The following is a 23,781-nucleotide window of genomic DNA, read 5'->3' on the forward strand; positions in this document are numbered from 1 at the left end:
AAAGACTCATGAATATTCTTCAATTTAATTATGAGAAATTCTTCACAGAAGACCTGTGGAGTATTCAGATTGCAAATATGCCTTGGCCGAAACAGATCGGGATTAAGGTTTTGAGAGTTTTAACCCTTGCCGTAAATGGTTATTTAAAAGACCGTTGTGGTTTCAGGGCTTCTGCACTTACTTATTTCACACTGCTGTCGATCGTCCCGGTAATGGCGCTGGCCTTCGGGATTGCCAAGGGTTTTGATCTGGATAAAAAACTAGAAGGGATCATTTTCTCTTCTCTGAAGGGGCAGGAGGAAATCGCTCATCAATTGGTAGATTTTTCCGAAAGGATGTTATCCTCTGCTCAGGGGGATATCGTAGCCGGATTTGGTTTTGTTGTTTTATTTTATTCGGTGATGAAACTGATCTACAATATTGAGACTAGTTTTAATGATATCTGGTCTGTAAAAGCGACTCGCTCCATTGCCCGAAAATTCACGGATTATACCACCATGATCGTGATCGCCCCCATTTTGGTGATCATTTCTTCCTCCTTAAATGTGATGGTGATGAGTAAGCTTCGGGAGTTCTCTCAAAGTATTGATATTGCCTACATAAATGAATACGCCGCACAGGGGGTTACTTTTGCAGCTCAGCTTTCGCCTTATCTGATGCTGATTGCCCTTTTTACGCTGGTTTATATGATCATGCCTTATACCAGGGTGAATTTAAAATTTGCCTTTATTTCAGGGATTTTTAGCGGTTATTTAATTCAGACCATTCAGTGGCTTTATTTGGATTTGCAGATTGGCGTATCCAGCTATAACGCTATTTATGGTAGTTTTGCAGCACTCCCCTTACTGATGATTTTTTTCCAGCTGAGTTGGCAGATTGTGCTGTTTGGGGCGGAATTATGTAATGCCATGCAATCGGTAGAGGAGCATGAGAGAAATTTTCGACTGGGGAAAGTATCGCTCCGTCATTTGAAAATAATCGGGCTCTTGATTTGCCGGGAGGTAGTCAGGGCTTTTGAAGGAAGAAAAGAGCCGGTGCGTTTGGTGGATATTGAGCATAATACGCATGTTCCTTTTTTCTATTTGGAAGAGGCTGCCCAAAAATTGGTGCAGGGAAAGATTTTAATTTCACGCTTTGAAGCAGGCAAAGAGCCGGAAGAAATGGGCTTGGTACCCGCGCTGCCTCTGGATCAAATGACGGTCTTTACGGTATTAGATAGCCTGGAGAAAGTCGGCTTCGATGATGCGACTTTGGGCAAACTGCCGGAAGATCTGGAAGAAATGGACCATTTACTTTTAAGACTAGATCAGGACTTTGAAAACAGCGAGAAAAATGTGTTGGTAAAAACCATATAAAGAAAAGGGGAAAGCTTCCCCCTCTCCCCTTATTTTTTAGCTTTATAGTACATGGTAGTACATTGCTCTTTTTGGAGGTATTGCCTAGCTACCTGCTGTATATTATCAGTGCTTACTTTACCTATTTTGCCGAGTTCCTCATTGATCATATTGGCATCTCCCAGAATATCCCCCATGGCTAAAAACATCGCACGGTTCAATAATTCCACCTCAGAGAACGCATGGGCGGCCTGTGCCTGATTTTTGGTTTTTTCCAATGTGGTTTCCGAAATTCCCTGATGCAATCCGTATACAATTTGCTCAATTTCCGCATTGGCATCATCCAATGAAATATGCGGATTTAGCTTTCCACCAATAACCAACATGCCCGGATCATGGGAGCCCGAAGAGTAGGCGCTTATGCTATTGAATAACTGTTTTTCTTTCACCAGATCATTATAAAGTTGAGAGGTGCGTCCTTTGCCTAAAACATCCGTCATTAAGTCAAGGGCATAGTAGTCAGCATGCAACCGGTCCGGCATGCGGTACACTTTGTAAATGGCATCCAAAGGGACATCCGCCTCAACCTCCAGTTGTTTTGCCGAGGATTGAGCTGGCTCTACGGGTAGCGCCCTTTTAAGGGACTCCCCCGCAGGAATAGGACCAAACCATTTTTCTGCTAATTGCTTTACCTGATCTAATTTCACCTGACCAGCCACCACCAAAGTGGCATTATTCGGACGGTAGAATTTATAGAAAAATTCTTTTACATCCTCCATTGTCGCTTGTTCAATATGGCTAATATCTTTTCCAATGGTAGGCCAGCGGTAAGGGTGTTTACTATATATTTCCGGCCTCATTTTTAACCAAATATCACCATAGGGCTGGTTAAGATAGCGTTGCTTAAACTCTTCAATGACCACAGATCGCTGCACTTCCAAAACTTTTGGGTCAAAAGACAACGACATCATCCGGTCAGACTCCAGCCAAAAAGCCGTTTCCAGATTTGCGGCAGGGAGATTGATATAGTAGTTCGTAATATCCGGGGAAGTAAAGGCATTATTGTCTCCCCCAACTAATTGCAGAGGACGATCAAAAGAAGGGATGTTTTTGGATCCTCCAAACATTAAATGTTCAAAAAGATGGGCAAAGCCCGTTTTATTTTCTGACTCATCCCGAGAGCCCACATCATAAAGTAAATTCACTGCCGCCATAGGAGTGGAAGGGTCCTCATGAACGATTACTTTAAGACCATTATTTAATTGAAAGCTTTCGAAATGAATCATATATAGTTTTTTGGAGATAATACCAGTCAGGATTTATCTGATAACGAAAAATTGAGTGAAGATTATGTAATTGAAGGCGAAAATAATAAAAAAGATAGATCTCCGACTCCCCTTTTTGGTTTGAAACCTCCTTTTTAATACATATTATTATTCTAAATGCTTAACTTCCCCTATTTTTCAGGGAAAATGAAGGTAATTCCTAAAAGGAAGACTAATTATAAGCGTGAAGCGGACCTGTTCGTCTTGCTTTTCGTTAATCTACCCATGGAGTTTGACGCTTAATTTTGAAAATGCTACTTAATATTTGCAAATATATATGGAAGGGGAACTCCTCTCCTGCCCACCAGTATTCTTTGTTGCTGATGGTTTTTGGTTTGATGCTTTTTTGCCAGCAAGGGCAGGCGCAAAACCGGCCTCCTTCGGCCTCAGACGCCATCATGTATCAAAGCGGATCGAATAAGAATGCTAAAGATTCCAATTATAAAAAACGTCGGGAACGCCAGCGTTCCAATGCCAGTAAGAATACGGAGGCGGGATTAAAGAAAACGAAGAAATCGAAAGAATTGGAGTCTAAGTATCTTTCCAAAAAGCAGGCTAAATATAAAGGACGACAGAAGCGTAAAAACGAAAAAGCGGTTTATCGGAAGAAATCCAAAAAGCAACGTAAAGGTGGCGGGGGCGTTTCGGAAAGTCAACCCCAAAGATTTAATGAGCAATCGCCCAAGCCGGGAAGAAATATGGCCAGCCAACAGGAGGTCGTACCGGAGCGGTTCAAAGAACGTCCATCCAATTTTGATAAATACCGAGGAGGAAAAGACAGAGGAGTAGCCTATGATGGCGGTGGAGGGATTACCGGAAGGAGAAGAGCGTCTGAATTGAAGCGTCAGGGAATGAGTTCTTCGAAAGGGAAAAGTTCGGATCGTTTAGAAAGAAAGTATTTATCCCAGCGACAATCAAGAAGTACGGGAGATCCTGCTTCTAAATCCAAGTATGCTTCCAGAAAGTCGGTATACAAAAAATCTTCCCGCGAGCAGATGAACAATCGTGGGGAATATAAACTTACCGCTGAGCGATTTAAATCCTACCCTAATGCGGAAAAATTTAATCCGGATAAGATGAAAAAGATCAATCCGACCAAAGAGCGCAATGATATGCGCGCGAAGTCCATGGAAGGATTGGCTCAGGGGATTTATAAAAGAGATCCTAAAGGAGCGAAAGAAAGGTATGAGTCCAAGACACGGCATCAATATAGCGGTGATATTAGAAACGGCGGACAGAAACGCTATGCCAGAATGGTGGATAAGTCCATTGAAGCCCAACGCCAGGGAAGTGTAAAGGGCAGTGCGTCCAGCACCCATCAGGGGCGTAGAGTGAGGGCAAGCCAATTTTCGCGCTACACCGGTGATCAAAGACATTTGTCTTACGGGCAAATGGAAGAAAGACGGAAAAGCACCTCAGACCGCATGATGAAGCAAGGCTTGCGCATTGGACAGCCAATGGATTCCCGCCGACTGGAAAGTGAGTTTATTACCCGTGCTCAGCAAGAGGGTAAAATCATGAAGGGCGGGAAAAGTCGTCAGCAACGCCAGGCGGAAATGCAGCATAAATCCATGGAGATGGCCGGTCAGGGATTGCGAAAGGTCAATCCCAGATATGGAGAACCAAAAGATAAATATTTATCTAAAACCGTTCAGAATTACCAGGGAAGCATCAGAAGACAATCCAAATATGATCTTTATAAGCAGAAGTCTTATGAAGGACTGAATGAGGGCATGTATGTGGTGGATACGCATAAGGAAAAACAAATGCGCTTTAAGACCATGTCAAAGATGATGCATCAGTACGGTGGCGATGTGGTTCGGAAAAATAAGATGTCCCTTTATCAGGATAAATCTTCGGAGGCCTTAGCCCAGGGGCAGTATGTGGTGGATACGCATAAAGAAAAACAGATGCGCTATAAGGCCCAGTCGAAATATATGCATGGCTATGAGGGGACGATGATCCGCAAGAATAAGGTGGCGCTTTATCAGGACAAATCGGAGGAGGCGCTTGGTCAAGGCCAGTATGTAGTGGATACACATAAAGAAAAGCGGATGCGCTATAAGGCGCAGTCGAAGTATATGCATGGCTACCAGGGAACCATTATTCAGAAAAATAAAGTGGCCTTATATCAGGATAAGTCAGCTGAGGCTCAGCGACAAGGTCAATATGTGGTGGATACCCGAAAAATGAGGCAAAAACATTTTAAGGAAATGTCACAGGTAGCGCACAACTTTAGCGGTACACAAGTCTATTCCAATAAAGTCACCTTATATCAGGATAAATCCGCCGAGATGCAAAAGCAGGGCCTTTATATGATCGATACCAAGAAAATGGATAATCGTCATTATAAGTGGATGTCCAAAAATGCACATCAGTATGAAGGTAGCTTTGTGGATCATTCCAGGGTCATCAGAAAATTAAAAGCGAAGGAAGCTTATCGTTATTCCGGAGAAATTCCGGCTAAGCAATACTATCAGAGAGAAAGAAAGAGACAAGTATTGGCTTCGCGTATGATGCGTTATGAAGGAACACCTCATAAGGAGGTAGGGAAGCTGGGCATGTGGTGGAAAGGAATTTGGTATAATGATACAGAGATGAAGGCGGTGAAGGAGAAACAGAAGAAACCTTCTTACAACGCAAAAGAGTATGAAATTTGGGATACTGGTAGTCAGTTTCAATCCCAGAGAGAAGCGATGACTATTGAATAAGGGAAAATATGAATTGGAATATTTTAGAACAGGAACAACATTTGGAAGAAATCAGGGAAAAATCCTTCCAACAGCCAGTGGTAATTTTTAAGCATTCTACCCGCTGCCCGATAAGTTCTATGTCCTTGCGTTTTTTTGAATCCAACTTTAAAGAAGAACTTGGCGTTAAACCCTATTACCTGGATTTGATTAGCTTTCGAGCGATTAGTAATGAGATTGCAGCGCAATTTGGGGTGCCTCATCAGTCACCACAGGTGATTTTGATTAAAAATGGAAAAGCTGTATTTGATACCTCTCATCATAATATCAGCTTCGCGGCTATTGAAAAGGCGGTGAAAGCATAATAAAAAATCACCATTTTTTTGTAGAACTGAAAGTTTTATTGAAACCTAAGCTGTCGATCCTCCTTTATAATAATAAGTAGACTCCAATGCACTAAATTCCTTCGAACCTATGAGGAAATTTTTATTGTCTTTTTTGATATTACTGTCTTTCATTTATTGCCCGACTTCGTCTGTAGCACAAGATCTGGAAGATGATGGTTACAATTCCCAATTTGTTTGGGGGATTAACAAGGCGACCAATTCAGGCTTGATCGGCGGTTTTGTATTCCGATATTCCAAAGCCCTTACAGAAAATGTATACCATTCCTTTGGTTTGGAGGTGGTCAATATCAAACATCCCAAAGAAAGAAGGCAGCAAACCCTCAGCGGAAGCGCCTTTATTTTGGGGAAATCTAACTATCTATATGATTTCCGATTTCAGTATGGAAGGGAGTGGCGGTTGTTCAGAAAGGCTCCCCAACAGGGGGTTCAAATTAATTTCTTAGCCTCTGGAGGTCCTTCCATTGGGGTGGTTACCCCTTACTATGTGGAGGTGTCCGGTGGGGGAGATCAGGGGCAAAGACGTGTCCCCTATGATCCTACAGTTGATTTGGCCACTATTATGGGCCCCGGAGGTTTGTTTCAGGGGGTTCCCGAATCTTCTATAGTGCCCGGAGGACATTTAAAAGCGGCCTTAACTTTTGAATTTGGTAACGCCAAAAGTAGTGTAGTGGGAATAGAAGTGGGAGTTTTGATGGAGGTATTTGCGAAAGAAATTGAATTGATGCCCAATGCGGAGAATTCGGCTTTCTATCCTAATGCGTTCATCACTTTTTACTATGGAAGTCAAAGATAAATTGATATATAATTGAATTATTTTGCACTCCTTCAGCTTGTTGGAGTGCTTTTTTTGTGTTTTTTCTAGCTTTAGAAGAAAACGATGAGAGCTGTTTCCGCATTCGTTCGTATTGTGTCCGTGGATAGACTGATGATTTCGGGCATTTTATTTACATTTGCGTTGAAACGCCCATGAACCGAGCGTGGATCTTTTTGAATCGTAAGCGTTTTTCCTATGATTGATTTACCCGTTATCCCTAGTATTCCTAACGAGACCACCGAAGATGGCCGCACCAAAAAACCTTCTTGGTTGCGCGTTAAGCTTCCGGTAGGTAAGGATTACAAGAATGTAAGGGATATTGTTGATAAGCATAATTTGCATACCATTTGTCAGAGTGGTAATTGCCCTAATATGGGTGAGTGTTGGGGAGCTGGTACAGCGACCTTTATGATTTTGGGGAATGTGTGTACGCGTTCCTGTACTTTTTGTGCGGTAGCCACCGGCCGCCCACCGGAATATGATGATGCGGAGCCTAAGCGAGTGGCAGAAGCCATTACCAAAATGAAGGTGAAGCATGCCGTGATTACTTCGGTAAACCGCGATGAGCTAAAAGATCGTGGTGCTGAGATTTGGTATCAGACCGTGAAATTGACGAAAGAACTGAGTCCATCTACCACCATAGAAACTTTGATTCCGGATGTTAAAGGAACCTGGTCAGCCTTGGAACGAATGGTGGAGGGAGGGCAGGAAGTCGTTTCTCATAATATGGAAACGGTAGAAAGCCTTTACAGAAGGGTGCGTCCCCAGGCGAAATATGCCAGAAGTCTGGAGCAGATTCGTCGCACTAAGGAGCTGGGCATGAGAACCAAAACCGGGATCATGTTGGGGCTTGGAGAGAAGCCGGAGGAGGTATTGAAAGCCATTGATGACCTGGCTGCCAATGGCTGTGATATTTTGACTTTAGGTCAATATTTGCAACCTACCCGCCGCCACCACGAAGTGATTGAGTTTATTACTCCGGAAATGTTCCAATACTATAAGGAAGAAGGAGAACGAAGAGGAATAAAATATGTGGAGTCTGGTCCGCTTGTAAGATCATCTTACCATGCCGAGCGCCACGTTAACGTATAATAAAAACATCAGAAAAGAGGATAAGTAAAGTTATCCTCTTTTTTTTGTGGTAAAATGAAGAGATTTTTGTTTTTAAGTTCTGAATTCGGGAATCAAATGATATTTTTGTTTAGAGTGTGAAGAAATCATCAGGATTCGAAAAGACCACGCTGTATTAGAAGTACAAATCTTTTCCTTCTTATGAAGGAAGAGATAATGGGTGTCCTGACGGATGAAACCACTCCAATAAAAGCCTAATGACGGGAGCAAATTCCCTTATTTGAGCATACTCACCTGTATTCCTCAAAGGTTGCTGATGCTTTAGGTTTAGAAATACTGGCATTGAACCCTCAAATTTTTTTTCTTGAAAAGACTCAAGCAAATTATCGCCATACTTAGGAAAATTGCCCCTTCAACTGAACCTGGGCAGTTAAAGATTATGGCCATTTGTTTCTGCTCCGCCTTTGTGCTTTGGATTCTTACTGCGCTTCAGAAAGAAGACCATCAAATGACCGTGAAGGTTCCTTTGGAGTATGACTATGATCAAAGTCGCCTAAGCGTGATGGATCCCCTACCCGAGTATGTGAATGTGGATGTTAGCGGGCCGGGTTGGGGACTGGTGAAATTGTATTTGCCCTATTTAAGAAACCGTATTGCAATAGATTTGCCTGATGATGCTTCCAGGAAATATGCTACCAGTCGGGAAATTTCTTCAGACGTTAGGGAAGCACTGAGTGGGTTGAGGGTCGGTTTTATTTCACCGGACACCATTAAGTTTGATATTGACCGTAAAATTCGCAAGAAAGTGAAAGTGGGGTTAAATCCCGTTTCTGTGAACTTGGCGGAAGGGTTTCGTGTTTTTTCAGAAGTAGAGGCATTTCCGGATTCCATAGTAATTGAGGGCCCCGAAAAGCAGATTTTAGCAGCACCGGATGAATTTCTAGTGGATTTACCCATGGAAACCGTTGAGGGGCCGGTGAATACCAATATAGACCTGACCGTAGAGGAGACGCCCTATTTGAACATTTTTCCCTCTAAAGTCAGGGTGAAGTTTGATGTAGATGAAATGGTGACGGTAAACTATCCGGTAAACATGGAAATCAAGCATTTCCCTTCTGATGGCTCTGCCTTTTTGTTGGATAGTGTGACCTATATTCAGTACAATATTCGAAAAAAGGAGAAAGCGCTCCACTTACCTTTCCGTGTTGGGGTAGATTTTCTGAGATTAAATTTGTCAGATTCGACCATCATGCCGGAGGTACTTTCCATTCCCAAGCAGGTGGAAAATGTGCATCTGGACTCAGGGGCAGTAAAAGTTCACTTTAAAGAAAAGGATGAGGGATAAGTTAAAAATAGGGATTACCGGTGGGATAGGTGCAGGAAAATCCTCTGTGAGTAAATTTCTGGAGGTGCTGGGCTATCCGGTTTACAATGCTGATGAACGTGCGAAGGAGCTGGTAGTAGCGGATCCTGAAGTCAAAGCCGCCATTATTAACTTATTGGGGGAGCAAGCTTATTTGGAGGATGGCAGCTATAATCGGCAGTGGGTAGGGCAGCAAGTTTTTGCTGATGATCAATTACTAAAAAGCCTCAATCACATTGTGCATCCTGCTGTAGCTAAAGATTTCCAAAAATGGTCAGGAAGACAAGCCAGTACGCTTATTTTCAAAGAGGCGGCCATTATGCTGGAACACGGAAAAGATTTGGTAGGCGTTGACTATATAGTTGCGGTAGTCGCTCCTGAGCAGGAACGGATCCAAAGGATTCGAAAAAGGGATGCCTTCCGCTCCGAGGCGCAAATACATCAGATTATTCGTAATCAGATTCCGGAAAAGGACTTAAAGGCGAAGGCAGATTTTTTAATTGATAATGCCGACCATTCGGCGGTGATTCCACAGGTCAATAGTCTGTTGCATAGCCTAAGCCGAATTATTCAGGCTTAAATCCTCATTTAGCGGCAAGGCGGGAAAATGAAGGGATTTTTCCTATTTCGAGTTTTGTCCAAGGAAGCAGATGAATGAGGTGAAAGCAATCCTGCTCAAATTCGGGCTTTTAATAAATTAGTAAGACTAATCCTTTCGGCTTGAAAATAAGTCGATGAAGGTAAGTTGCTGAGTCTGGCGGTGAATTATTTGGCTTAAAGAATATCAGAGGGTAGGGCAATCTGGTCGGTATAGAACTTGGTGCGTTTATGTTTGGGGTTAAATCGTTCAAAGTGTTCAATGAGATCCAGTTTGGGATTGTAGAATACTTCAATGTAAAAGTCATGCACCAGATACAGATTGACCTTATGGGCATAGTAGCGAATGGAGACAACGAATGTTCCGTGAAAATACAAGGTCTTGATCTTGTCCCGGTATTTTAATTTCATAAAATCTTCAAAAGTCTCTAGATGCATCTCCTCCCCTTCTTTAGTTTTCTTAATACAAACTCCAAATTAAGGCTATAGTTGAGGGATTCAAATGATTATTCTGAATACTTGATATAAAAAAAGCACCGACCGCAATTGGCCAGTGCTTTGATATTGAATAGCTTAATGTTTTATCCAAATAGCTGTAGGTAGAAGAATAACACCCACACCACTACCAAAATTGGGAACAAAATTGGAAGAGAGAATCTCAGAATGTAACCAAAGAAGGATGGCATTTTGATCCCTTCCTGCTCTGCAATGGATTTTACCATAAAGTTCGGGCCATTACCAATATAGGTCATTGCGCCAAAGAATACCGCGGCCACCGAAATCGCTGTTAATTCTACCGCTGAGTTGGCCATTTGACCAGCTGCAAAGGCAATCACTTCAGACTGATTGGAAAGATCCGCCCCTTTAGAAGCCATAGCTGCTGCCAGGAAGTTCAAATAGGTCGGCGCATTATCCAGGAAGCCGGAAAGTGCACCTGTTCCCCAGTACAATGAGTTGTGGTTGATCAATGCCTGACCCGCTTCGGATTTGGCAAAGTTCCCTACCAATTCTAATGCAGGCATCATGGTTCCGAAGATACCAATGAAGATGAAGGCTACTTCACGGATAGGCTCAAAGTTGAAGCCGTTTCCTTTAAGGGCATCTTTATTGGCCCATTTGAAAGAGAAGAATGCCGCGCTTAGCATGATCACCTCCCGTAGGAAAGACATTTTTTGTCCGTCATAATTAATGGCCGGAACCCAGTCAAAAACGTTAGGATCCAAGAATACTGCCACGACTACCACTGCCAGCCAAACGAAGTTTTTAGAACCAACAAAAGTAACTTTACCAGTGTGAACGGCTTTACCTGCCTGCGTTTTTACAGAAACGTTTCCGCCATTGTCATCCCCTGCATTGAATTCCAAATCACTCTCCAGATTATTCTCGTGATTTTTGCTGTCATAGAAGTAGAATACAATCGCTAAAATGATGATCGCAAATGCCCAGGTGTCCCAGTTATGCGTAAGGGTCCAGAAGAATGGAACTCCTTTCAAAAACCCTAAAAACAATGGAGGGTCACCAATTGGTGTCAAACAACCCCCAACGTTGGAAACCATAAAGATGAAGAAAACGATATGGTAAGGTTTAATTCGTCCTTTGTTTAATCTCATGAAAGGGCGAATCAATAACATGGAAGCTCCGGTAGTACCAATGATATTGGCCACTACAGCACCAATCACTAAAAGGACGGTGTTGGCCATTGGAGTTCCTTCCCGGTCCACATTGATCATGATACCTCCAGAGGCGACATACAGTCCCGTTAGCAGGGCAATGAACTGAAAGTATTCAAAAAAGGCATGAACTGGTCCGTGGGTGTTGCCTAAAACAAAGATGTAATAACTAATCACCAGAGTGGCTAATCCAACAGCTACCTTTGGATAATGATGGTGCCAAAAGTGCTCATAGAATAATGGGCCTGTAGCAATCATTAAAAGCAATAAAACGAACGGAATAACCGTCCATGCCGGAGCCTCGTGGTGTTCATCATGTGCTCCATGGCTGTCGTGCTCGGCTTCCTGATGGTGGGAATCCTCCTGATGATCCTGCCCGGTCGCAACCGTAGTGACAGTAGTTGTTTCCGCCTGGTCAAGGGCCATTGCTGGTTGGTCAACTGCTCCGGCCACTGTTAGCACCGATACTAACAGCCAAACAAGTAATTTTCTCATAATCTCCTAAATCAAACCAAAAAAATCATCCCCGAAGGGATCATCTATAAAATTATTGTGTAATGTTTCAAACTAATATTTGGGCTTTCGCTCAAATGGGGCAAGAATTTATGTCAAAATGCATTATTTGCAGCCATTTTTATGCCATTTTTCGTTTTTTGATGTTATCAATAAATTACCAAAGTTCGAAATGCACCTATTTAAATCTATTGAAAGAAATGCAGGTCTTTAAATGTCTTTAGTAACTACTTGATATACAGTCTTATTATTTAAAATTTAAGGGGAGCCTGGAAAAAGTATTAATATTGAATTATTCTAAAACTTTAGCCCTGAAATTTTAAGAGGATTTCAGGACAGGTTAATTTTCTTCACGCAATATATGTTATCATTAAATATCCTTTTGTGACAATTGTTATGGAATGTCATAAGAAATAAGTCAAAATGAAAAAAAGGCATTAGTGCCGATTTGAATGCATGATCATATGTTAACTATATTTAACATATCCTCCGGTTCAGGGATGGAGATGTTGTATTTTATTTCATTAATTTTGTCTAGAACAAAATGAAAGCGGAATGGATCAAATCGTTCTGGATATTGGTAATACACGGACAAAGATAGGCGTTTTTTCGGGTCTTAAATTGACCAAAGTCATAAAAGAAACGAATTTGGATGATATCCTTAATGTTTTAAATCAATACCCTGAAGCCTTAGGAATTTTGGGGGCAGTAGGCGAAATCCCTGAAGAGGTTTTGCATATTGTGAAAAAGCCAAATAATCGTTGGATGGTGTTAGGGCCGGAAACAAGGGTTCCTATTGAAAATCGATATTATTCTCCCGAAACTTTGGGGATGGATCGGCTGGCCGGTGTCTGCGGAGCTGTGCAACGCTTTCCCTCCGAAGCCAGTCTGGTAATAGACGCCGGTAGCTGTGTGACTTTTGATTTGATTGATGAAAAAGGGGTTTATCATGGGGGAAGTATTTCTCCTGGTTGGCAAATGCGCTTACGTGCCATGCATGAGTTTACCCGGAGCCTGCCGCTTTTACAAGGCGAAGTTCCCGCGGAAATAATGGGGAAAAGTACTGTGGAATGTATGCAAAGTGGTGCATTTTATGGACTTTTATCAGAAATGCGCGAAATTATTTCACACTATCGCGCTAAATTTAATACCTTGCATGTCGTTCTATGTGGAGGGGACGCACCTGCGTTTCTCGAGCAATTGGATGGAAAAAATATTCTGTTAGAGCCTGATTTGGTGTTATACGGATTACAGGCAATTTTACTTCATAATGCTAAAAAATAGATATAGTCTTTTTGGCCTGATACTGTTTTGTTGGTTTTTCGCAGCAGACCTAAAGGCCCAGGTAGCACAGACACCTTACTCCTCTTTGGGGGTTGGGAATCTTATGCCACAGGGATATGTTTCAAACTTAGGTAAAGGCGGAGTGGGGATTGCTTCAAGTGCACCCTGGTTTATCAACAACCTGAACCCGGCACTATTGGCGAATAATACCAGTACTTTGATTGAGGTGGGGGGATTTTATGAAGGAAGAAAAGTAGAGGATGGAGAATTTTCCCAATATTCCAGTACCGGTAACCTTTCCTATATTTCCATCGCTTTCCCGGTTATGTTTAATCGTTGGACCATGAATTTTGGTTTTAACCCTTATTCTGCGGTGAATTACAGAATTAATCAGGGGACCGTAGGGGTTATGGATGGCCCGATGGCGCCAGATGGAAGCCCCTATATTTACAAAAGCCGGGAACTTAGAGGAGATGGCGGATTAAGGTCAGCCTACTGGGCAAATGGGGTTCGGCTTAATAAAAATTTTAGTTTGGGGATAAAGGCATCATATTTGTTTGGTTTTTATACGAGAGAGCAAATTAGTCGATACTACGACGAACGCGCTTTTGATTTGGACCCGGATATAGCAGAAGAAGCATTTGCTTTTAATTATCTGACTGCCTATCAGAATGTCATTGAAGTAAGTGACTTCTCCTTTCAGTTAGGTGGTAGATATAAAGGTAAGCTTGCTGAAAAGACCTATATTAATGTAGGGGCTACTTATGACTTCAGAGCAGATTTGAGTGGGAATAATGAAGTGGTATTGGAAAGGAGAGTAAGTACGGAAAACCCTTATGATGAGCAGGTTTTTCGACAGCAAATCTCAAACGATCCGGATTTTGAAACCATAATCCCTGCAAAATTGGGATTGGGTGTTTCACTTGAAAAAGATTATAAATACTCTATTGCGGTAGATTTTACACAACAGGATTGGTCAGCTTACGCTAGCCATATTGAAAGCAGTACCAATGCGGTATCTATGGGGAATTCTTATCGAGTAGCGGTAGGTGGGGAATATATTCCTGACTTTTTCTCCGTAAGAAATTATTTATCCCGCGTGGCTTATCGCGCCGGTTTCTTTTATGAGCAGACCCCCTATCTAATGGTTGATGCGAATGGAGGGACAACATCGGTAACGAATATGGCTGTTTCAGCAGGTGCTACTTTTCCTATTGGATATAATTCTCTGTCTTTGGCTGGTGTAGCCGGGGTGCGAGATGCAGCAGTAGAAGGAGCATTTAGAGAAACCTATTTTCAGCTCTCTGTTGGGGTAACTTTCAGTGAACGTTGGTTTATAAGAAGAAAATACGACTAATCAATAATTTACTATGAAGATCAAATCACTCTTAAGTCTTCTGTTAATCGCAGGAAGTGCGACTGTGTCCTACGCACAGGCGGGATGGAACTGGCCTGAAGGACAAGAGGAAATTGCACAGGAAAAAAACGTTATCTATACGGATAACATGAAAGCAAAAAATTATGAAGCTTGCCGTGAGCCCTTAAACTGGTTGATCGTTAATGCTCCTGATTTGAATAAATCCCTTTACCAAAATGGTGCAAAAATCTACGATGCATTAGCGAAGAAATCTAAGGACAAAGCTCAAAAGGCAATGTTGCAGGATTCCGCTATGTTGACCTATGATTTGCGTGCTAAATATTTTGGTCAAAAAGCTGCCGTAATTGATCGTAAGGTATATTACGCTTACTATTATTATAAGGATGAGGCAGAGAAATATCCAGAGGTTTACGAGATGTTCAAAGAAGCTTTTGAATTGAACGGAGCCAAAATTTTGGATAACAACTGCGTGGCGTACATGGATTTGATGCGTCGTTATAAAGAACAGGATGAGAATGCGATCTCTGATGAGACCGTTATTGCAACTTATGAGCAAATCTCTACTATCCTTGATCAGAAAGAAGCAAAAGGTAAAAACCTTGATAAATTGGAGACTATCCGTGAGAATGTAGACAAATTGTTTACTTCCATTGTAGATGTTGACTGTGATTTCATTGCTAACACTTTAGGCCCAAAGCTGGAGCAGGATCCTAACGATTTGAAATTGGCGAAAAACATTTTCAAATTATCTGTGGCAGGTCGTTGTATGGAAGATCCGGTATTCTTGGCTTCCGCAAAAGTGATTCAGTCTCAGGAGCCAGATTTCGGTGTAGCGAAATTGGTAGGGATGAAGGAAAAGCAAGCGGGTAATTACGAGGATGCTTTGGCTTACTTCAATCAGGCTTTGGAATTGACTGACGATGAAACCAAGAAAGCAGGATTGTTCCTGGATATGGCTGACGTTTATGCAAAATCTCACCAAGCTGCTAAAGCACGTGAGTTTGCCATGAAGGCGGTATCTGCTGATCCATCCAAAAAAGAGGCTTATACTTTGATTGGTAACTTGTACTTCTCTTCATTCGATAAGTGTAAGCAAAACAAAAATAAGGTAGAGGACCGTGCAGTATTCATCGCTGCTTATGAGATGTATGCTAAAGCGGGTAACCAAGGTGGAATGGCGAATGCAAAAGCGCAGTTCCCATCGATGGAGGATATTTTTACCTATGATATGAATGTTGGTGATCCTGTATCTATCGGATGTTGGATTAACAAAACAGTGAAAGTTCAGAAGCGTGACTAATCATCACCTTTAGTGATATATTAAAAGCGGTTAGCCTTGGGTTGACCGCTTTTTTTTTTAGGCTGGATTTTCAAGCTTAAGCCGGATTAAAGCATGAATTATCCGGGTTAATGATGCAGCCAAAAGCGCTATTGTCGCAAGATTTTAGCATCGCTTCCTATAATTAGAATTTAGTTGGAGGCTGAGGTTTAAAGTATGAACCAAGCGGTTTAAATTTTTTGGTTAAAGCTTAACTATTATTGAGTAAAGAATAATTTGCATATTTTTTACGCTGTCCTATTACTTTTCCATAGAATATTTTGCTATTTAGGGTTTTAGTGAGGGAGATGTTTTGTTTTCAGGCATTTTGTGCGGTGTGGATGCTTTTTTTGAGGTCTGAAATTCAGTGGGGATTTTTAATGATGTCGTTGTTATCACTTACCCTTTTTTTTAAATATGAAATTTAAATTTATTCTAGTATTGACGCTTTCCATGGTTTGGGGAGCTTCGTTTGCGCAATCAGGATGGAATTGGCCCGCTGGTCAGGAAGAGCTGGCCCAGGAGAAGAACGTTATTTATACCGACAACCTGAAAGCGAAAAATTATGCGGCCTGTCAGGAGCCCTTGCTGTGGTTAATGGTTAACGCACCTGATTTAAATAAGTCGCTGTATCAGAATGCGGCAAAAATTTATGACGCCCTTGCCACCAAAGAAAAAGACCCTGCTCGTAAAAAGCAGCTGCAAGATTCCGCTCTGCGCTCTTATGATTTAAGAATTCAGTATTTCGGGCAAAAGGCCTTGGTGCTGGATCGAAAGGCATATTATGCCTATAAGTATTTTAAAGACAGCCCGGAGGAATATCCGGGCTTGGTGAAGCTATACCAGGAGGTAATTTCCTTAAAAGGGAATAAAACAATGGACCGTAACTGTTTTGGTTATTTTGATATTGTACGCCGCTATCGTAGCCAGGACGAATCCGCCTTTACCGATGAAGAGGTGTTGGCTATTTACGATGAGATAGATGGCATTCTGACTGCGCAGATGAAGACCTCCAAAAAGCCGGAAGAGGTAGAGAAAATCAAGGATTTGGTGGACCAGCTATTGCCGCAAATTATAGATGTTGATTGTGATTTTATCGCCAATAATCTGGGACCTAAATTGCAACAGGATCCTCAAAATATAGATTTGGCCAGACAAATCTTTAAGCTGTCTTATGCCGGGCAGTGCATGGATTTACCCGTTTTCCTTGCTGCTACCAAAATTATTTATGAGCAGGAACCCAGCTTTGGTATGGCGAAATTAATTGCGGTAAAGGAAAAGCAAAATGGCAATTATGAGAACGCCATGAAGTTTTTTTATTTGGCGGAGGAGCAGGCTGAGGATGCAGAAAAACAGGCTGATATGAAGTTGGAAATTGCAGGTATCCATGAAAAACAAAAGAACTTGAGTCAGGCCAGAAAAATGGCCATGGAAGCCGTGGCTTTGAATCCGGCAAAAGTGGAAGCCTATACCTTCGTGGGGAATTTATACTTTGGTTCTTTTGAGCGGTGCCGACAGAACCAAAATAAGGTCAAAGATCGGGCGGTATTCATAGCCGCGTATGAAATGTATGCCAAGGCGGGCAATAAAAGTGGAATGGCCAATGCTAAATCTCAGTTTCCGAATATGGAGGATATTTTTACCTATGATTTAAATGTGGGGGATCCGGTAAACATCGGCTGCTGGATTAATAAAACGGTACAGGTCCAGAAGCGGGATTAAGTATTAGTCCTAATGGAGCATCCTGAAATCCTTGTTAGCAGTAGGGTGGGAAAATGAAGGAAGAGTGCTCTAATTAGAGTTTTTTCCAACGAAACAGATGAATGAGGAGAAAGCAAGCTTGCCCAAATTGGGGCCATTATAAATCAAAGAAAATTAATTATAATGAACTGAAATTAAGCTGCTTGAGGTCAATTAATAAATTTAGCGGTGAATAATTCGGGTTAAAGAGCAGGCAGGCTGTATTTTGATTGCCTGCTTTTTTTATATCTTTGTTTAAAATCATCATTCCGCTTATTAATATCCATGAACAAGCATTTTTTCGGTTTTTGGGCGATACTATTGGCCCTGCTAACGCTTTCAGCCTGTGAGGAAGAGAAAAAAGACGTGAACGTTTTTGTATCCTACGAGGGCCCTATGATGGAGGCGGACACGATCCTGACCTATTACAGTGATTCCGCAAGATTGGTGCTGACCCTGGAGGCTGACAAGCAATTAGAGTTTGAATCCGGTGATCGGGAGTTTCCCGAGGGATTGTATCTCGAATTTTTTAATAAAGAGGGCGAGATGGAAGCCACCCTTCGATGCAATTATTGCTATTACGAAAAGGAGAAAATGGAGTATAAGGCTCAGGGTGATGTGCGGGTTCAGAATGTAGAGTCCGGAGAAAAACTGAATACGGAGGAGTTGTTCTGGAATCCGAAAACCAAAAAGGTCTATACGGAGAAGTTTGTGAGAATTGAGTCGGAGGGGCAAATATTGACTGGTGAGGGACTGGATGCTGCTCAGGATTTTTCCTTTTATCACATTCGCACGCCCAAAGGAACTATTGAGCTCGATGAGGAAGAGGAAGAGGAAGAAGATTCCACAGGTGTAGACTCCACGATGATGGTAGCACCTATTACAGACATTCAATAGTATTTTCATGTCAAGAGGATTAATCACTCAAATCGTATTTGCCCTAACGGTCGTCGCCTTCATTATTGGGGTGCACCAGACCATGCTTTATGGTTTTCAAAAATCCTATTTTATTTTTATGTTTAGCCTGGCCGGTTTCTTTGGTTATCAGTTGCTTCGGGGGCCGGTAAAAAAGCAGGCTGATGCCCCAAAGAAGGATTCCGGAAACCCAAAAGGGAAAAAGAAAAACAGGCGTAAAGCTTAACGACCTTATGATTGAAAGTTTGGAACAACCGATTTATATCGTAGTCATTTCATTATTGGCTTCAGCCCTCTTTTCCGGGGTAGAAATTGCCTTTATTTCCGCCGATAAGCTACAATTTCAGTTGGATGAGAAAAAGGGTATGTTGTCCGGTAAAGTGTATACCAAATTTTTGAAAAGCCCCAGCCAGTTTGTGGCTACTATGTTGGTGGGCAATACGGTTACGCTGATGGTTTACACCATATTTATGGCGAAAGTGATCGAAGGTTTTAATAGTGTTTATCACTTTCTTCCGGAAGATAATGAGTTCTTATTATTCTTCTTGCAGACGGTGATCTCCACTGTGATTGTCCTTTTTTTATCCGAGTTTACCCCCAAATCCCTTTTTCTGATTGATCCCAATGGGATTTTGAAAGTGTTGATGGTTCCGGTATGGTTAATTTACCAGCTTAGTCGTCCGGTGGTGGCCATGGTCATGTTTGTGTCAGAATTATTCATCGTGCATGTGATGCGCCTGCCCTATTCTGAAGATTCCGGGATGTTAGGCAGAACGGAGCTCAGCCAGTTTGTAAGTAATTTAAAAGAAGGCTATGAGGAGGAACAAGAGGTCGATTCCCGTATCATTAACAATGCACTGGAGTTTAAAACCGTACAGGTGAGAGACTGTATGGTGCCCCGGACTGATATCGTGGCCGTGGAAGAAAATGCCGCTGTAGAGGACTTAAAAAATGCTTTTATGGAAAGCGGGCATTCCAAAATTTTAGTTTACAGGGAGTCTGTGGATGATATCATCGGCTATTGTCACAGCTCAGATTTGTTTCGCAAGCCTAAGAGCGTGAAGGAAAATATGATGGATATTCCCATTGTTACCGAAACCATGCTGGCCAATGACCTGCTTCTTCAATTTGTGAGTGATCAGAAAAGTATTGCAGTAGTAGTAGATGAATTCGGGGGAACGGCCGGTATTGTGAGTGTGGAAGATGTAATTGAGGAGATTCTGGGAGAAATTCAGGATGAGCATGATGATGAGGATTTGGTAGAAGAGGAAATCGGGGAAGAGCATTATCGTCTCTCTGCCCGGCTGGATATTGATTATTTAAATGAAAAATATGACTGGGATATACCGGAAGGGGATTATGATACCTTAGGGGGATTTATTTTTGCCGAAGCTCAGAAGATTCCGGAGGAAAAAGAGGAAATTTTTACTTCTATAGGTTTGATCACCATTGAGATCAGGAAGGAAAATGGAATTGATATTGTTCAGCTGGACCGGTCAAATCTGGAGGATTAACTTCTCCCTGCCCGGGGAAGAAATAGCTGATTTTGGCAAATTTTGCTTTTCCTTCATTAAAATATTGTGTCCTTCCTTAATATTTTGATAATTTTAATCTCGCTCGGGATTGAAATAAGGCTTAAATGGCTAGGCTAAGAACGAAATAGTCATTTTTTTAGAATCCCCTGCTGAAAAGGTTTATTTTCAATGGTTTTTTACCGATATTTCGAACCAAATTTTTTTTGAGGGGAGTCCAAGATATTTTTTGGAGCAGCGAAAGCTGAGCATTTTTACCAGGCTTCCTCTACCAAAAATTGTAAATAAATAAGAAATAATAATCGTAGCGCTTTTTTTAGATTGTGTTAAACAATGGCTTTAATTAACAAAATACGTGAGAAAACAGGCGTCGCTGTAGGTGTAATTGCAGTTGGTCTGTTAGTTTTTATTGTAGGTGGTGATTTGTTAGCTCCGGGTTCCTCTCAGGATGATCGAGTTGTGGGGGAGATTGCAGGAAATGAAATACCCTTAGAAGTATACCAAAACCAAATAGAGGAACTAAAAATCAACTTCCGTAATAATTACGGTAGATTTCCTTCTGAAACGGAGACCAACTCTTTGCGTCAGCAAGCGTGGGATCTTTTGGTGATCAAAGAAACCTTCAAAACTGAATATGAGGCTTTGGGAATCAAAGTATCAGATGAGGAATTGATTGACATGGTTCAGGGTAAGAATATCAGCCCACAGATCCAGGCTTCATTCACTGATCCTCAGACAGGTGTGTTTGACAAAGATCGTTTGGTGCAGTTCTTGGCGCAAATGTCACAAATGCCTCCTCAGCAGCAAGCACAGTGGACTTCTTTTGAGGCTTCATTGATTCCTGCTCGTGAACGTTTGAAATTTGATTACTTGGTTCAGGGTGCTAACTATGTAACTACTGAAGAAGCGAAGCGTCAGTACGAAGGGGAAACCGAAGTAGCTGAAGCAAAATATCTTTATGTTCCTTTCTACACAGTGGGTGACTCTTTAGTACCTGTGAAGGACAGTGAATTGAAAAGCTATTTAAGCGCTCATTCGAAACAATATCAGACAGAAGCTTACCGTGCGGTGAAGTATGTAACTTTCCCAATTGTGCCTTCTGCTTCTGATTCAGCTGCTTTCTTTACCGAGATCAACGAGATCAAAGACGAATTCAAAGCAGTAGCAGAAGATGCAGAGTACGCTGCAGCCAATACTGATGTGAATGGCCAGTCTTTTGGAACTTTCTCAATCGATCAATTGCCACGTATGTTACAGGCTAACGCAGGTAACCTTTCTGAAGGGGATGTTCGTGGTCCTTATGCGGAAGGTGGATTCTATACGCTTTATAAAGTATCTAAAATTTCTGAGGAAGGAACAAAGTCGGCTAAAGCTAGCCACATTTTGATTCGCGCTGAAGATAGTTCAGACGAGGCTAAAGCAAAAGCAAAGAAAGAGGCAAACAGCATTTTGAGAAAAATCAAAGGTGGTGCTGATTTCGAGGAAATGGCCAAGGAAAATTCTGCGGATCCATCTGCTTCTCGCGGTGGTGACTTGGGATGGTTCTCTGAAGGTCGTATGGTAGAGCCATTCGAAAAGGCAGTTTTCGGAATGAACAAAGCAGGTCTTTATGGTGCTGTTGTAGAGACGCAGTTCGGTTACCACATTATTAAAGTAACAGAGCCGGTGACAACAAAGGCATTCAGCGTTGCGACTATCCAACGTGAGATGATTGCTTCTGATGAAACGCGTGATAAGATCTTCCGTGATGCGGATATGCTGGCGACCAATGCTGGTGATGTTAACGAAATGGAAGCGCTTGCAAAAGAGAACAATTACCGCGTTCAGACTGCCGCTCGTTTAGGCGCTAATGATCGTCGATTGGGATCTATTGCTGATGCTCGTGCTGTAATTAGCTGGGCATTCCGTGATGCAGCTATCGGTGAGGTTTCTGAAGCGCAGGACGCTGGTGAGAACTATGTGGTAGCAGCCTTGACTTCCGTAGTGGAAGAAGGAACGTCTCCACTTTCTGCAGTGAAAGCAGAGGTGACAGATAAAGTGAAAAAAGAGAAGAAAGCAGAGATCATCAAGGAGAAATTGTCCGGAGCTACTTTGGATGAGATGGCGAAGAACTACGGCGATGACGCTAAAGTTTACGAAGCTTCTGATTTGAAAATTGCTTCTAACATTTTACCATCTGTAGGTTATGCACCGGAAGCAGTAGGTACTATCTTCGGCTTGGAGAAAGGTGAGATTTCCAAAGCAGTAGTAACCGATAACGGTATCTTGGTGATCCAATTAGTAGCGAAAACCACTGCCCCTGAAATAGCAAACTACAAAACTTATGCAGATCAGTTGAAAGCGAACCTGAACAACCGTGTTTCTTTCAACATCTCAGAGTCTTTGAAAGAGGCAGCCAATGTAGTAGATGAGCGATATAAGTATTATTAATTCGCTTAGCTGACAAATTGTCTGAAAAAAATAAGCCAACAGCCTGTCGATTTAATTCGGCAGGCTGTTTGTATTTAAGCACTTGTTGTCAGCAATATTCAGTTGCTGATGGACAAACAACGTATAAATAAAGAAAAGGAGTATTTATGTCTAAGTCGTTTTCATACGAAGACTTTAAGAAAAAATTAGAGGATCAGCATCAATTCCCTACCAATTATACTTACAAGTTTATCGTTCCGTCCACAGAAGTGGAGCATTTTCATAAAGAGATTTTTCCTCGCCAGATGGTGGAAGAAAAACGCTCTAAGAATGGAAAATTCTTCTCTTTCACTGCGAGGTTTGCAGTAAGATCTTCTGATGAAGTAGTCAATACTTACAAGAAGGCTGCGAAAATTCCTGGTTTGATTTCCTTGTAATTTGTGGTAAAAATGGCGCCCTATTGAACATAAGGGGTAGTAATAAAAAAGGCGATTCCGGTAAAGAATCGCCTTTTCTTATGGTAAAACAGTGGAGATTAGGACTCAAATCGTTTTGAAACCTCTTCCCAGTTAACCACCTTCCAAAAGTTTTCAATATAGCTGCCCCGCATATTTTGGTAGTTGAGGTAATAGGCATGCTCCCAAACATCCAGGTTAAGTAAAGGGGTGCCCTTTATCTCCGCCACATCCATTAATGGATTGTCCTGATTAGGCGTGGATCCAATACTCAATTGCGTTCCGTTTTTCACCAGCCAGGCCCAGCCTGAACCGAATCGGGTGGCCGCCGCCTTGGAGAACTGCTCTTTAAACTCCTCAAAACTGCCAAAGGCCTGATCAATAGCAGCAGCCAGTTTGCCAGTGGGCACTCCTCCCCCATTCGGACTCATCACTTGCCAAAACATATTATGATTGTAATGCCCGCCTCCATTATTTCTAACCGCTGTGGAATATTGGCTGACATTGGCCAGAATAGCTTCCAAAGAACCACCAATCTGCTCTTTTTGAACAGCCGCATTTAATTTTTTAACATAGCCTGCATGATGCTTCCCGTAGTGGATTTCCATGGTCATGGCATCAATATTGGGCGCCAGAGCATCAAATGCGTAAGGAAGTGCAATTTGACTGAAAGTCTCTACCTGAGGTTTTACTTCTTTTGCTTCCTCTTTTTTCTCTTCTTTTTTGGATTCACAACTGCTGAGCGCTCCCATTAAAGGCATGCCTGCTGCGCTGATAATGGCAGCTTTGGCAGAGGTCTTGACAAAGGCTCTTCTACTGTTGCTTGGGTTTTGTTTATTGTCCATGATTATTGTGTTGGAATAATTCAATTTGAAAATTAAATCCTTTTCTTCAAAATTTATTTATCAGATATTACGGCAAGTAAAAGTCTAAACCTTTGAAGTGTACCACTGGCTACAGTTTGTG

Annotated in this window: 20 protein-coding genes; 16 read left to right on the plus strand and 4 right to left on the minus strand. The window is 42.0% G+C overall.

Annotation, left to right across the window (positions count from 1 at the left end; all coding sequences use genetic code 11):
- Positions 1 to 8: 8 nt before the first annotated feature.
- A complete protein-coding gene (locus AAA970_RS01160) occupies positions 9 to 1,355 on the plus strand; it encodes a YihY/virulence factor BrkB family protein (protein WP_338235668.1) in 1,347 nt (448 codons plus the stop codon).
- 29 nt (positions 1,356 to 1,384) lie between these two features.
- On the opposite strand, the gene AAA970_RS01165 is transcribed toward AAA970_RS01160, so the two are convergent.
- Entirely contained in the window at positions 1,385 to 2,620 is a 1,236-nt protein-coding gene (locus tag AAA970_RS01165) for a M16 family metallopeptidase (RefSeq protein ID WP_338235669.1), read from the minus strand.
- Positions 2,621 to 2,910: 290 nt separating this feature from the next.
- Here AAA970_RS01165 and AAA970_RS01170 point away from each other — a divergent pair, with 290 nt between their 5' ends.
- The 6 genes from AAA970_RS01170 to coaE all read left to right on the plus strand — a co-directional run bounded on the left by AAA970_RS01170 (position 2,911) and on the right by coaE (position 9,584).
- Positions 2,911 to 5,370, plus strand: a complete 2,460-nt coding sequence (locus AAA970_RS01170) for a hypothetical protein (protein WP_338235670.1) — start codon at positions 2,911 to 2,913, stop codon at positions 5,368 to 5,370.
- A gap of 8 nt (positions 5,371 to 5,378) precedes the next feature.
- Complete coding sequence (gene ytxJ / locus AAA970_RS01175) at positions 5,379 to 5,714, plus strand: bacillithiol system redox-active protein YtxJ (protein ID WP_053406183.1); 336 nt, start codon at positions 5,379 to 5,381, stop codon at positions 5,712 to 5,714.
- A 109-nt stretch (positions 5,715 to 5,823) separates the two neighbouring features.
- Positions 5,824 to 6,549, plus strand: a complete 726-nt coding sequence (locus AAA970_RS01180; protein WP_338235671.1) for a hypothetical protein — start codon at positions 5,824 to 5,826, stop codon at positions 6,547 to 6,549.
- 216 nt (positions 6,550 to 6,765) lie between these two features.
- Complete coding sequence (lipA, locus tag AAA970_RS01185; protein ID WP_053406180.1) at positions 6,766 to 7,662, plus strand: lipoyl synthase; 897 nt, start codon at positions 6,766 to 6,768, stop codon at positions 7,660 to 7,662.
- 343 nt (positions 7,663 to 8,005) lie between these two features.
- Complete coding sequence (locus AAA970_RS01190; protein WP_338235672.1) at positions 8,006 to 8,986, plus strand: CdaR family protein; 981 nt, start codon at positions 8,006 to 8,008, stop codon at positions 8,984 to 8,986.
- Positions 8,976 to 9,584 carry a dephospho-CoA kinase gene (coaE, locus tag AAA970_RS01195; protein ID WP_338235673.1) on the plus strand — a complete coding sequence of 203 codons (609 nt, stop codon included), beginning with the start codon at positions 8,976 to 8,978 and terminating at the stop codon, positions 9,582 to 9,584. Before AAA970_RS01190 ends, coaE begins: the two co-directional genes overlap by 11 nt.
- A 194-nt stretch (positions 9,585 to 9,778) precedes the next feature.
- Here coaE and AAA970_RS01200 read toward each other — a convergent pair whose 3' ends face one another.
- Together AAA970_RS01200 and AAA970_RS01205 are read right to left on the minus strand one after the other, a co-directional pair.
- The gene (locus AAA970_RS01200) at positions 9,779 to 10,012 is read right to left on the minus strand and encodes a hypothetical protein (protein ID WP_338235674.1); all 234 of its coding nucleotides are present in this window, start codon (positions 10,010 to 10,012) and stop codon (positions 9,779 to 9,781) included.
- Between the two features lie 170 nt (positions 10,013 to 10,182).
- Positions 10,183 to 11,697 (minus strand): sodium:proton antiporter, encoded by a 1,515-nt coding sequence (locus tag AAA970_RS01205; protein ID WP_420916721.1) that lies wholly within the window; start codon positions 11,695 to 11,697, stop codon positions 10,183 to 10,185.
- 642 nt (positions 11,698 to 12,339) lie between these two features.
- On the opposite strand from AAA970_RS01205, the gene AAA970_RS01210 reads away from it, so the two are divergent.
- The 9 genes from AAA970_RS01210 to AAA970_RS01250 all read left to right on the plus strand — a co-directional run bounded on the left by AAA970_RS01210 (position 12,340) and on the right by AAA970_RS01250 (position 22,797).
- Positions 12,340 to 13,068 carry a type III pantothenate kinase gene (locus AAA970_RS01210; RefSeq protein ID WP_053406177.1) on the plus strand — a complete coding sequence of 243 codons (729 nt, stop codon included), beginning with the start codon at positions 12,340 to 12,342 and terminating at the stop codon, positions 13,066 to 13,068.
- Positions 13,055 to 14,425, plus strand: coding sequence for a BamG family beta-barrel-assembly machinery protein (gene bamG, locus AAA970_RS01215; RefSeq protein WP_053406176.1), 1,371 nt, complete (start codon positions 13,055 to 13,057; stop codon positions 14,423 to 14,425). Before AAA970_RS01210 ends, bamG begins: the two co-directional genes overlap by 14 nt.
- Before the next feature lie 13 nt (positions 14,426 to 14,438).
- Positions 14,439 to 15,746, plus strand: a complete 1,308-nt coding sequence (locus AAA970_RS01220; protein ID WP_338235676.1) for a tetratricopeptide repeat protein — start codon at positions 14,439 to 14,441, stop codon at positions 15,744 to 15,746.
- Between the two features lie 435 nt (positions 15,747 to 16,181).
- On the plus strand, positions 16,182 to 17,486 hold the full coding sequence (locus AAA970_RS01225) for a tetratricopeptide repeat protein (RefSeq protein ID WP_338235677.1): 1,305 nt from the start codon (positions 16,182 to 16,184) through the stop codon (positions 17,484 to 17,486).
- 303 nt (positions 17,487 to 17,789) lie between these two features.
- On the plus strand, positions 17,790 to 18,401 hold the full coding sequence (lptC, locus tag AAA970_RS01230; RefSeq protein WP_338235678.1) for an LPS export ABC transporter periplasmic protein LptC: 612 nt from the start codon (positions 17,790 to 17,792) through the stop codon (positions 18,399 to 18,401).
- Positions 18,402 to 18,408: 7 nt separating this feature from the next.
- Positions 18,409 to 18,645 (plus strand): hypothetical protein, encoded by a 237-nt coding sequence (locus AAA970_RS01235; protein WP_338235679.1) that lies wholly within the window; start codon positions 18,409 to 18,411, stop codon positions 18,643 to 18,645.
- 7 nt (positions 18,646 to 18,652) lie between these two features.
- Positions 18,653 to 19,933 (plus strand): hemolysin family protein, encoded by a 1,281-nt coding sequence (locus AAA970_RS01240; protein WP_338235680.1) that lies wholly within the window; start codon positions 18,653 to 18,655, stop codon positions 19,931 to 19,933.
- A 351-nt stretch (positions 19,934 to 20,284) separates the two neighbouring features.
- Positions 20,285 to 22,381, plus strand: a complete 2,097-nt coding sequence (locus tag AAA970_RS01245; protein WP_338235681.1) for a peptidylprolyl isomerase — start codon at positions 20,285 to 20,287, stop codon at positions 22,379 to 22,381.
- Positions 22,382 to 22,527: 146 nt separating this feature from the next.
- Positions 22,528 to 22,797, plus strand: a complete 270-nt coding sequence (locus tag AAA970_RS01250; RefSeq protein WP_053406169.1) for a DUF493 family protein — start codon at positions 22,528 to 22,530, stop codon at positions 22,795 to 22,797.
- Positions 22,798 to 22,895: 98 nt separating this feature from the next.
- Here the strand turns inward: AAA970_RS01250 and AAA970_RS01255 are convergent, their stop codons facing one another.
- Positions 22,896 to 23,660 carry a superoxide dismutase gene (locus tag AAA970_RS01255; RefSeq protein ID WP_338235682.1) on the minus strand — a complete coding sequence of 255 codons (765 nt, stop codon included), beginning with the start codon at positions 23,658 to 23,660 and terminating at the stop codon, positions 22,896 to 22,898.
- Between the last annotated feature and the right edge of the window lie 121 nt (positions 23,661 to 23,781).

It is taken from the genome of Persicobacter diffluens (assembly GCF_036244895.1).
In the GTDB taxonomy this organism is placed as follows: Bacteria; Bacteroidota; Bacteroidia; order Cytophagales; family Cyclobacteriaceae; genus Persicobacter; species Persicobacter diffluens.

What these genes read in the sequence shown, in the direction of transcription:
- AAA970_RS01160 (WP_338235668.1), top strand. Translation starts at nt 9, where the DNA reads ATGAATATTCTTCAATTTAATTATGAGAAATTCTTCACAGAAGACCTG.
- AAA970_RS01165 (WP_338235669.1), bottom strand. Translation starts at nt 2,620, where the DNA reads ATGATTCATTTCGAAAGCTTTCAATTAAATAATGGTCTTAAAGTAATC.
- AAA970_RS01170 (WP_338235670.1), top strand. Translation starts at nt 2,911, where the DNA reads ATGCTACTTAATATTTGCAAATATATATGGAAGGGGAACTCCTCTCCT.
- ytxJ (WP_053406183.1), top strand. Translation starts at nt 5,379, where the DNA reads ATGAATTGGAATATTTTAGAACAGGAACAACATTTGGAAGAAATCAGG.
- AAA970_RS01180 (WP_338235671.1), top strand. Translation starts at nt 5,824, where the DNA reads ATGAGGAAATTTTTATTGTCTTTTTTGATATTACTGTCTTTCATTTAT.
- lipA (WP_053406180.1), top strand. Translation starts at nt 6,766, where the DNA reads ATGATTGATTTACCCGTTATCCCTAGTATTCCTAACGAGACCACCGAA.
- coaE (WP_338235673.1), top strand. Translation starts at nt 8,976, where the DNA reads ATGAGGGATAAGTTAAAAATAGGGATTACCGGTGGGATAGGTGCAGGA.
- AAA970_RS01200 (WP_338235674.1), bottom strand. Translation starts at nt 10,012, where the DNA reads ATGAAATTAAAATACCGGGACAAGATCAAGACCTTGTATTTTCACGGA.
- AAA970_RS01205 (WP_420916721.1), bottom strand. Translation starts at nt 11,697, where the DNA reads ATGGCCCTTGACCAGGCGGAAACAACTACTGTCACTACGGTTGCGACC.
- AAA970_RS01210 (WP_053406177.1), top strand. Translation starts at nt 12,340, where the DNA reads ATGGATCAAATCGTTCTGGATATTGGTAATACACGGACAAAGATAGGC.
- bamG (WP_053406176.1), top strand. Translation starts at nt 13,055, where the DNA reads ATGCTAAAAAATAGATATAGTCTTTTTGGCCTGATACTGTTTTGTTGG.
- AAA970_RS01220 (WP_338235676.1), top strand. Translation starts at nt 14,439, where the DNA reads ATGAAGATCAAATCACTCTTAAGTCTTCTGTTAATCGCAGGAAGTGCG.
- AAA970_RS01225 (WP_338235677.1), top strand. Translation starts at nt 16,182, where the DNA reads ATGAAATTTAAATTTATTCTAGTATTGACGCTTTCCATGGTTTGGGGA.
- lptC (WP_338235678.1), top strand. Translation starts at nt 17,790, where the DNA reads ATGAACAAGCATTTTTTCGGTTTTTGGGCGATACTATTGGCCCTGCTA.
- AAA970_RS01235 (WP_338235679.1), top strand. Translation starts at nt 18,409, where the DNA reads ATGTCAAGAGGATTAATCACTCAAATCGTATTTGCCCTAACGGTCGTC.
- AAA970_RS01240 (WP_338235680.1), top strand. Translation starts at nt 18,653, where the DNA reads ATGATTGAAAGTTTGGAACAACCGATTTATATCGTAGTCATTTCATTA.
- AAA970_RS01245 (WP_338235681.1), top strand. Translation starts at nt 20,285, where the DNA reads ATGGCTTTAATTAACAAAATACGTGAGAAAACAGGCGTCGCTGTAGGT.
- AAA970_RS01250 (WP_053406169.1), top strand. Translation starts at nt 22,528, where the DNA reads ATGTCTAAGTCGTTTTCATACGAAGACTTTAAGAAAAAATTAGAGGAT.
- AAA970_RS01255 (WP_338235682.1), bottom strand. Translation starts at nt 23,660, where the DNA reads ATGGACAATAAACAAAACCCAAGCAACAGTAGAAGAGCCTTTGTCAAG.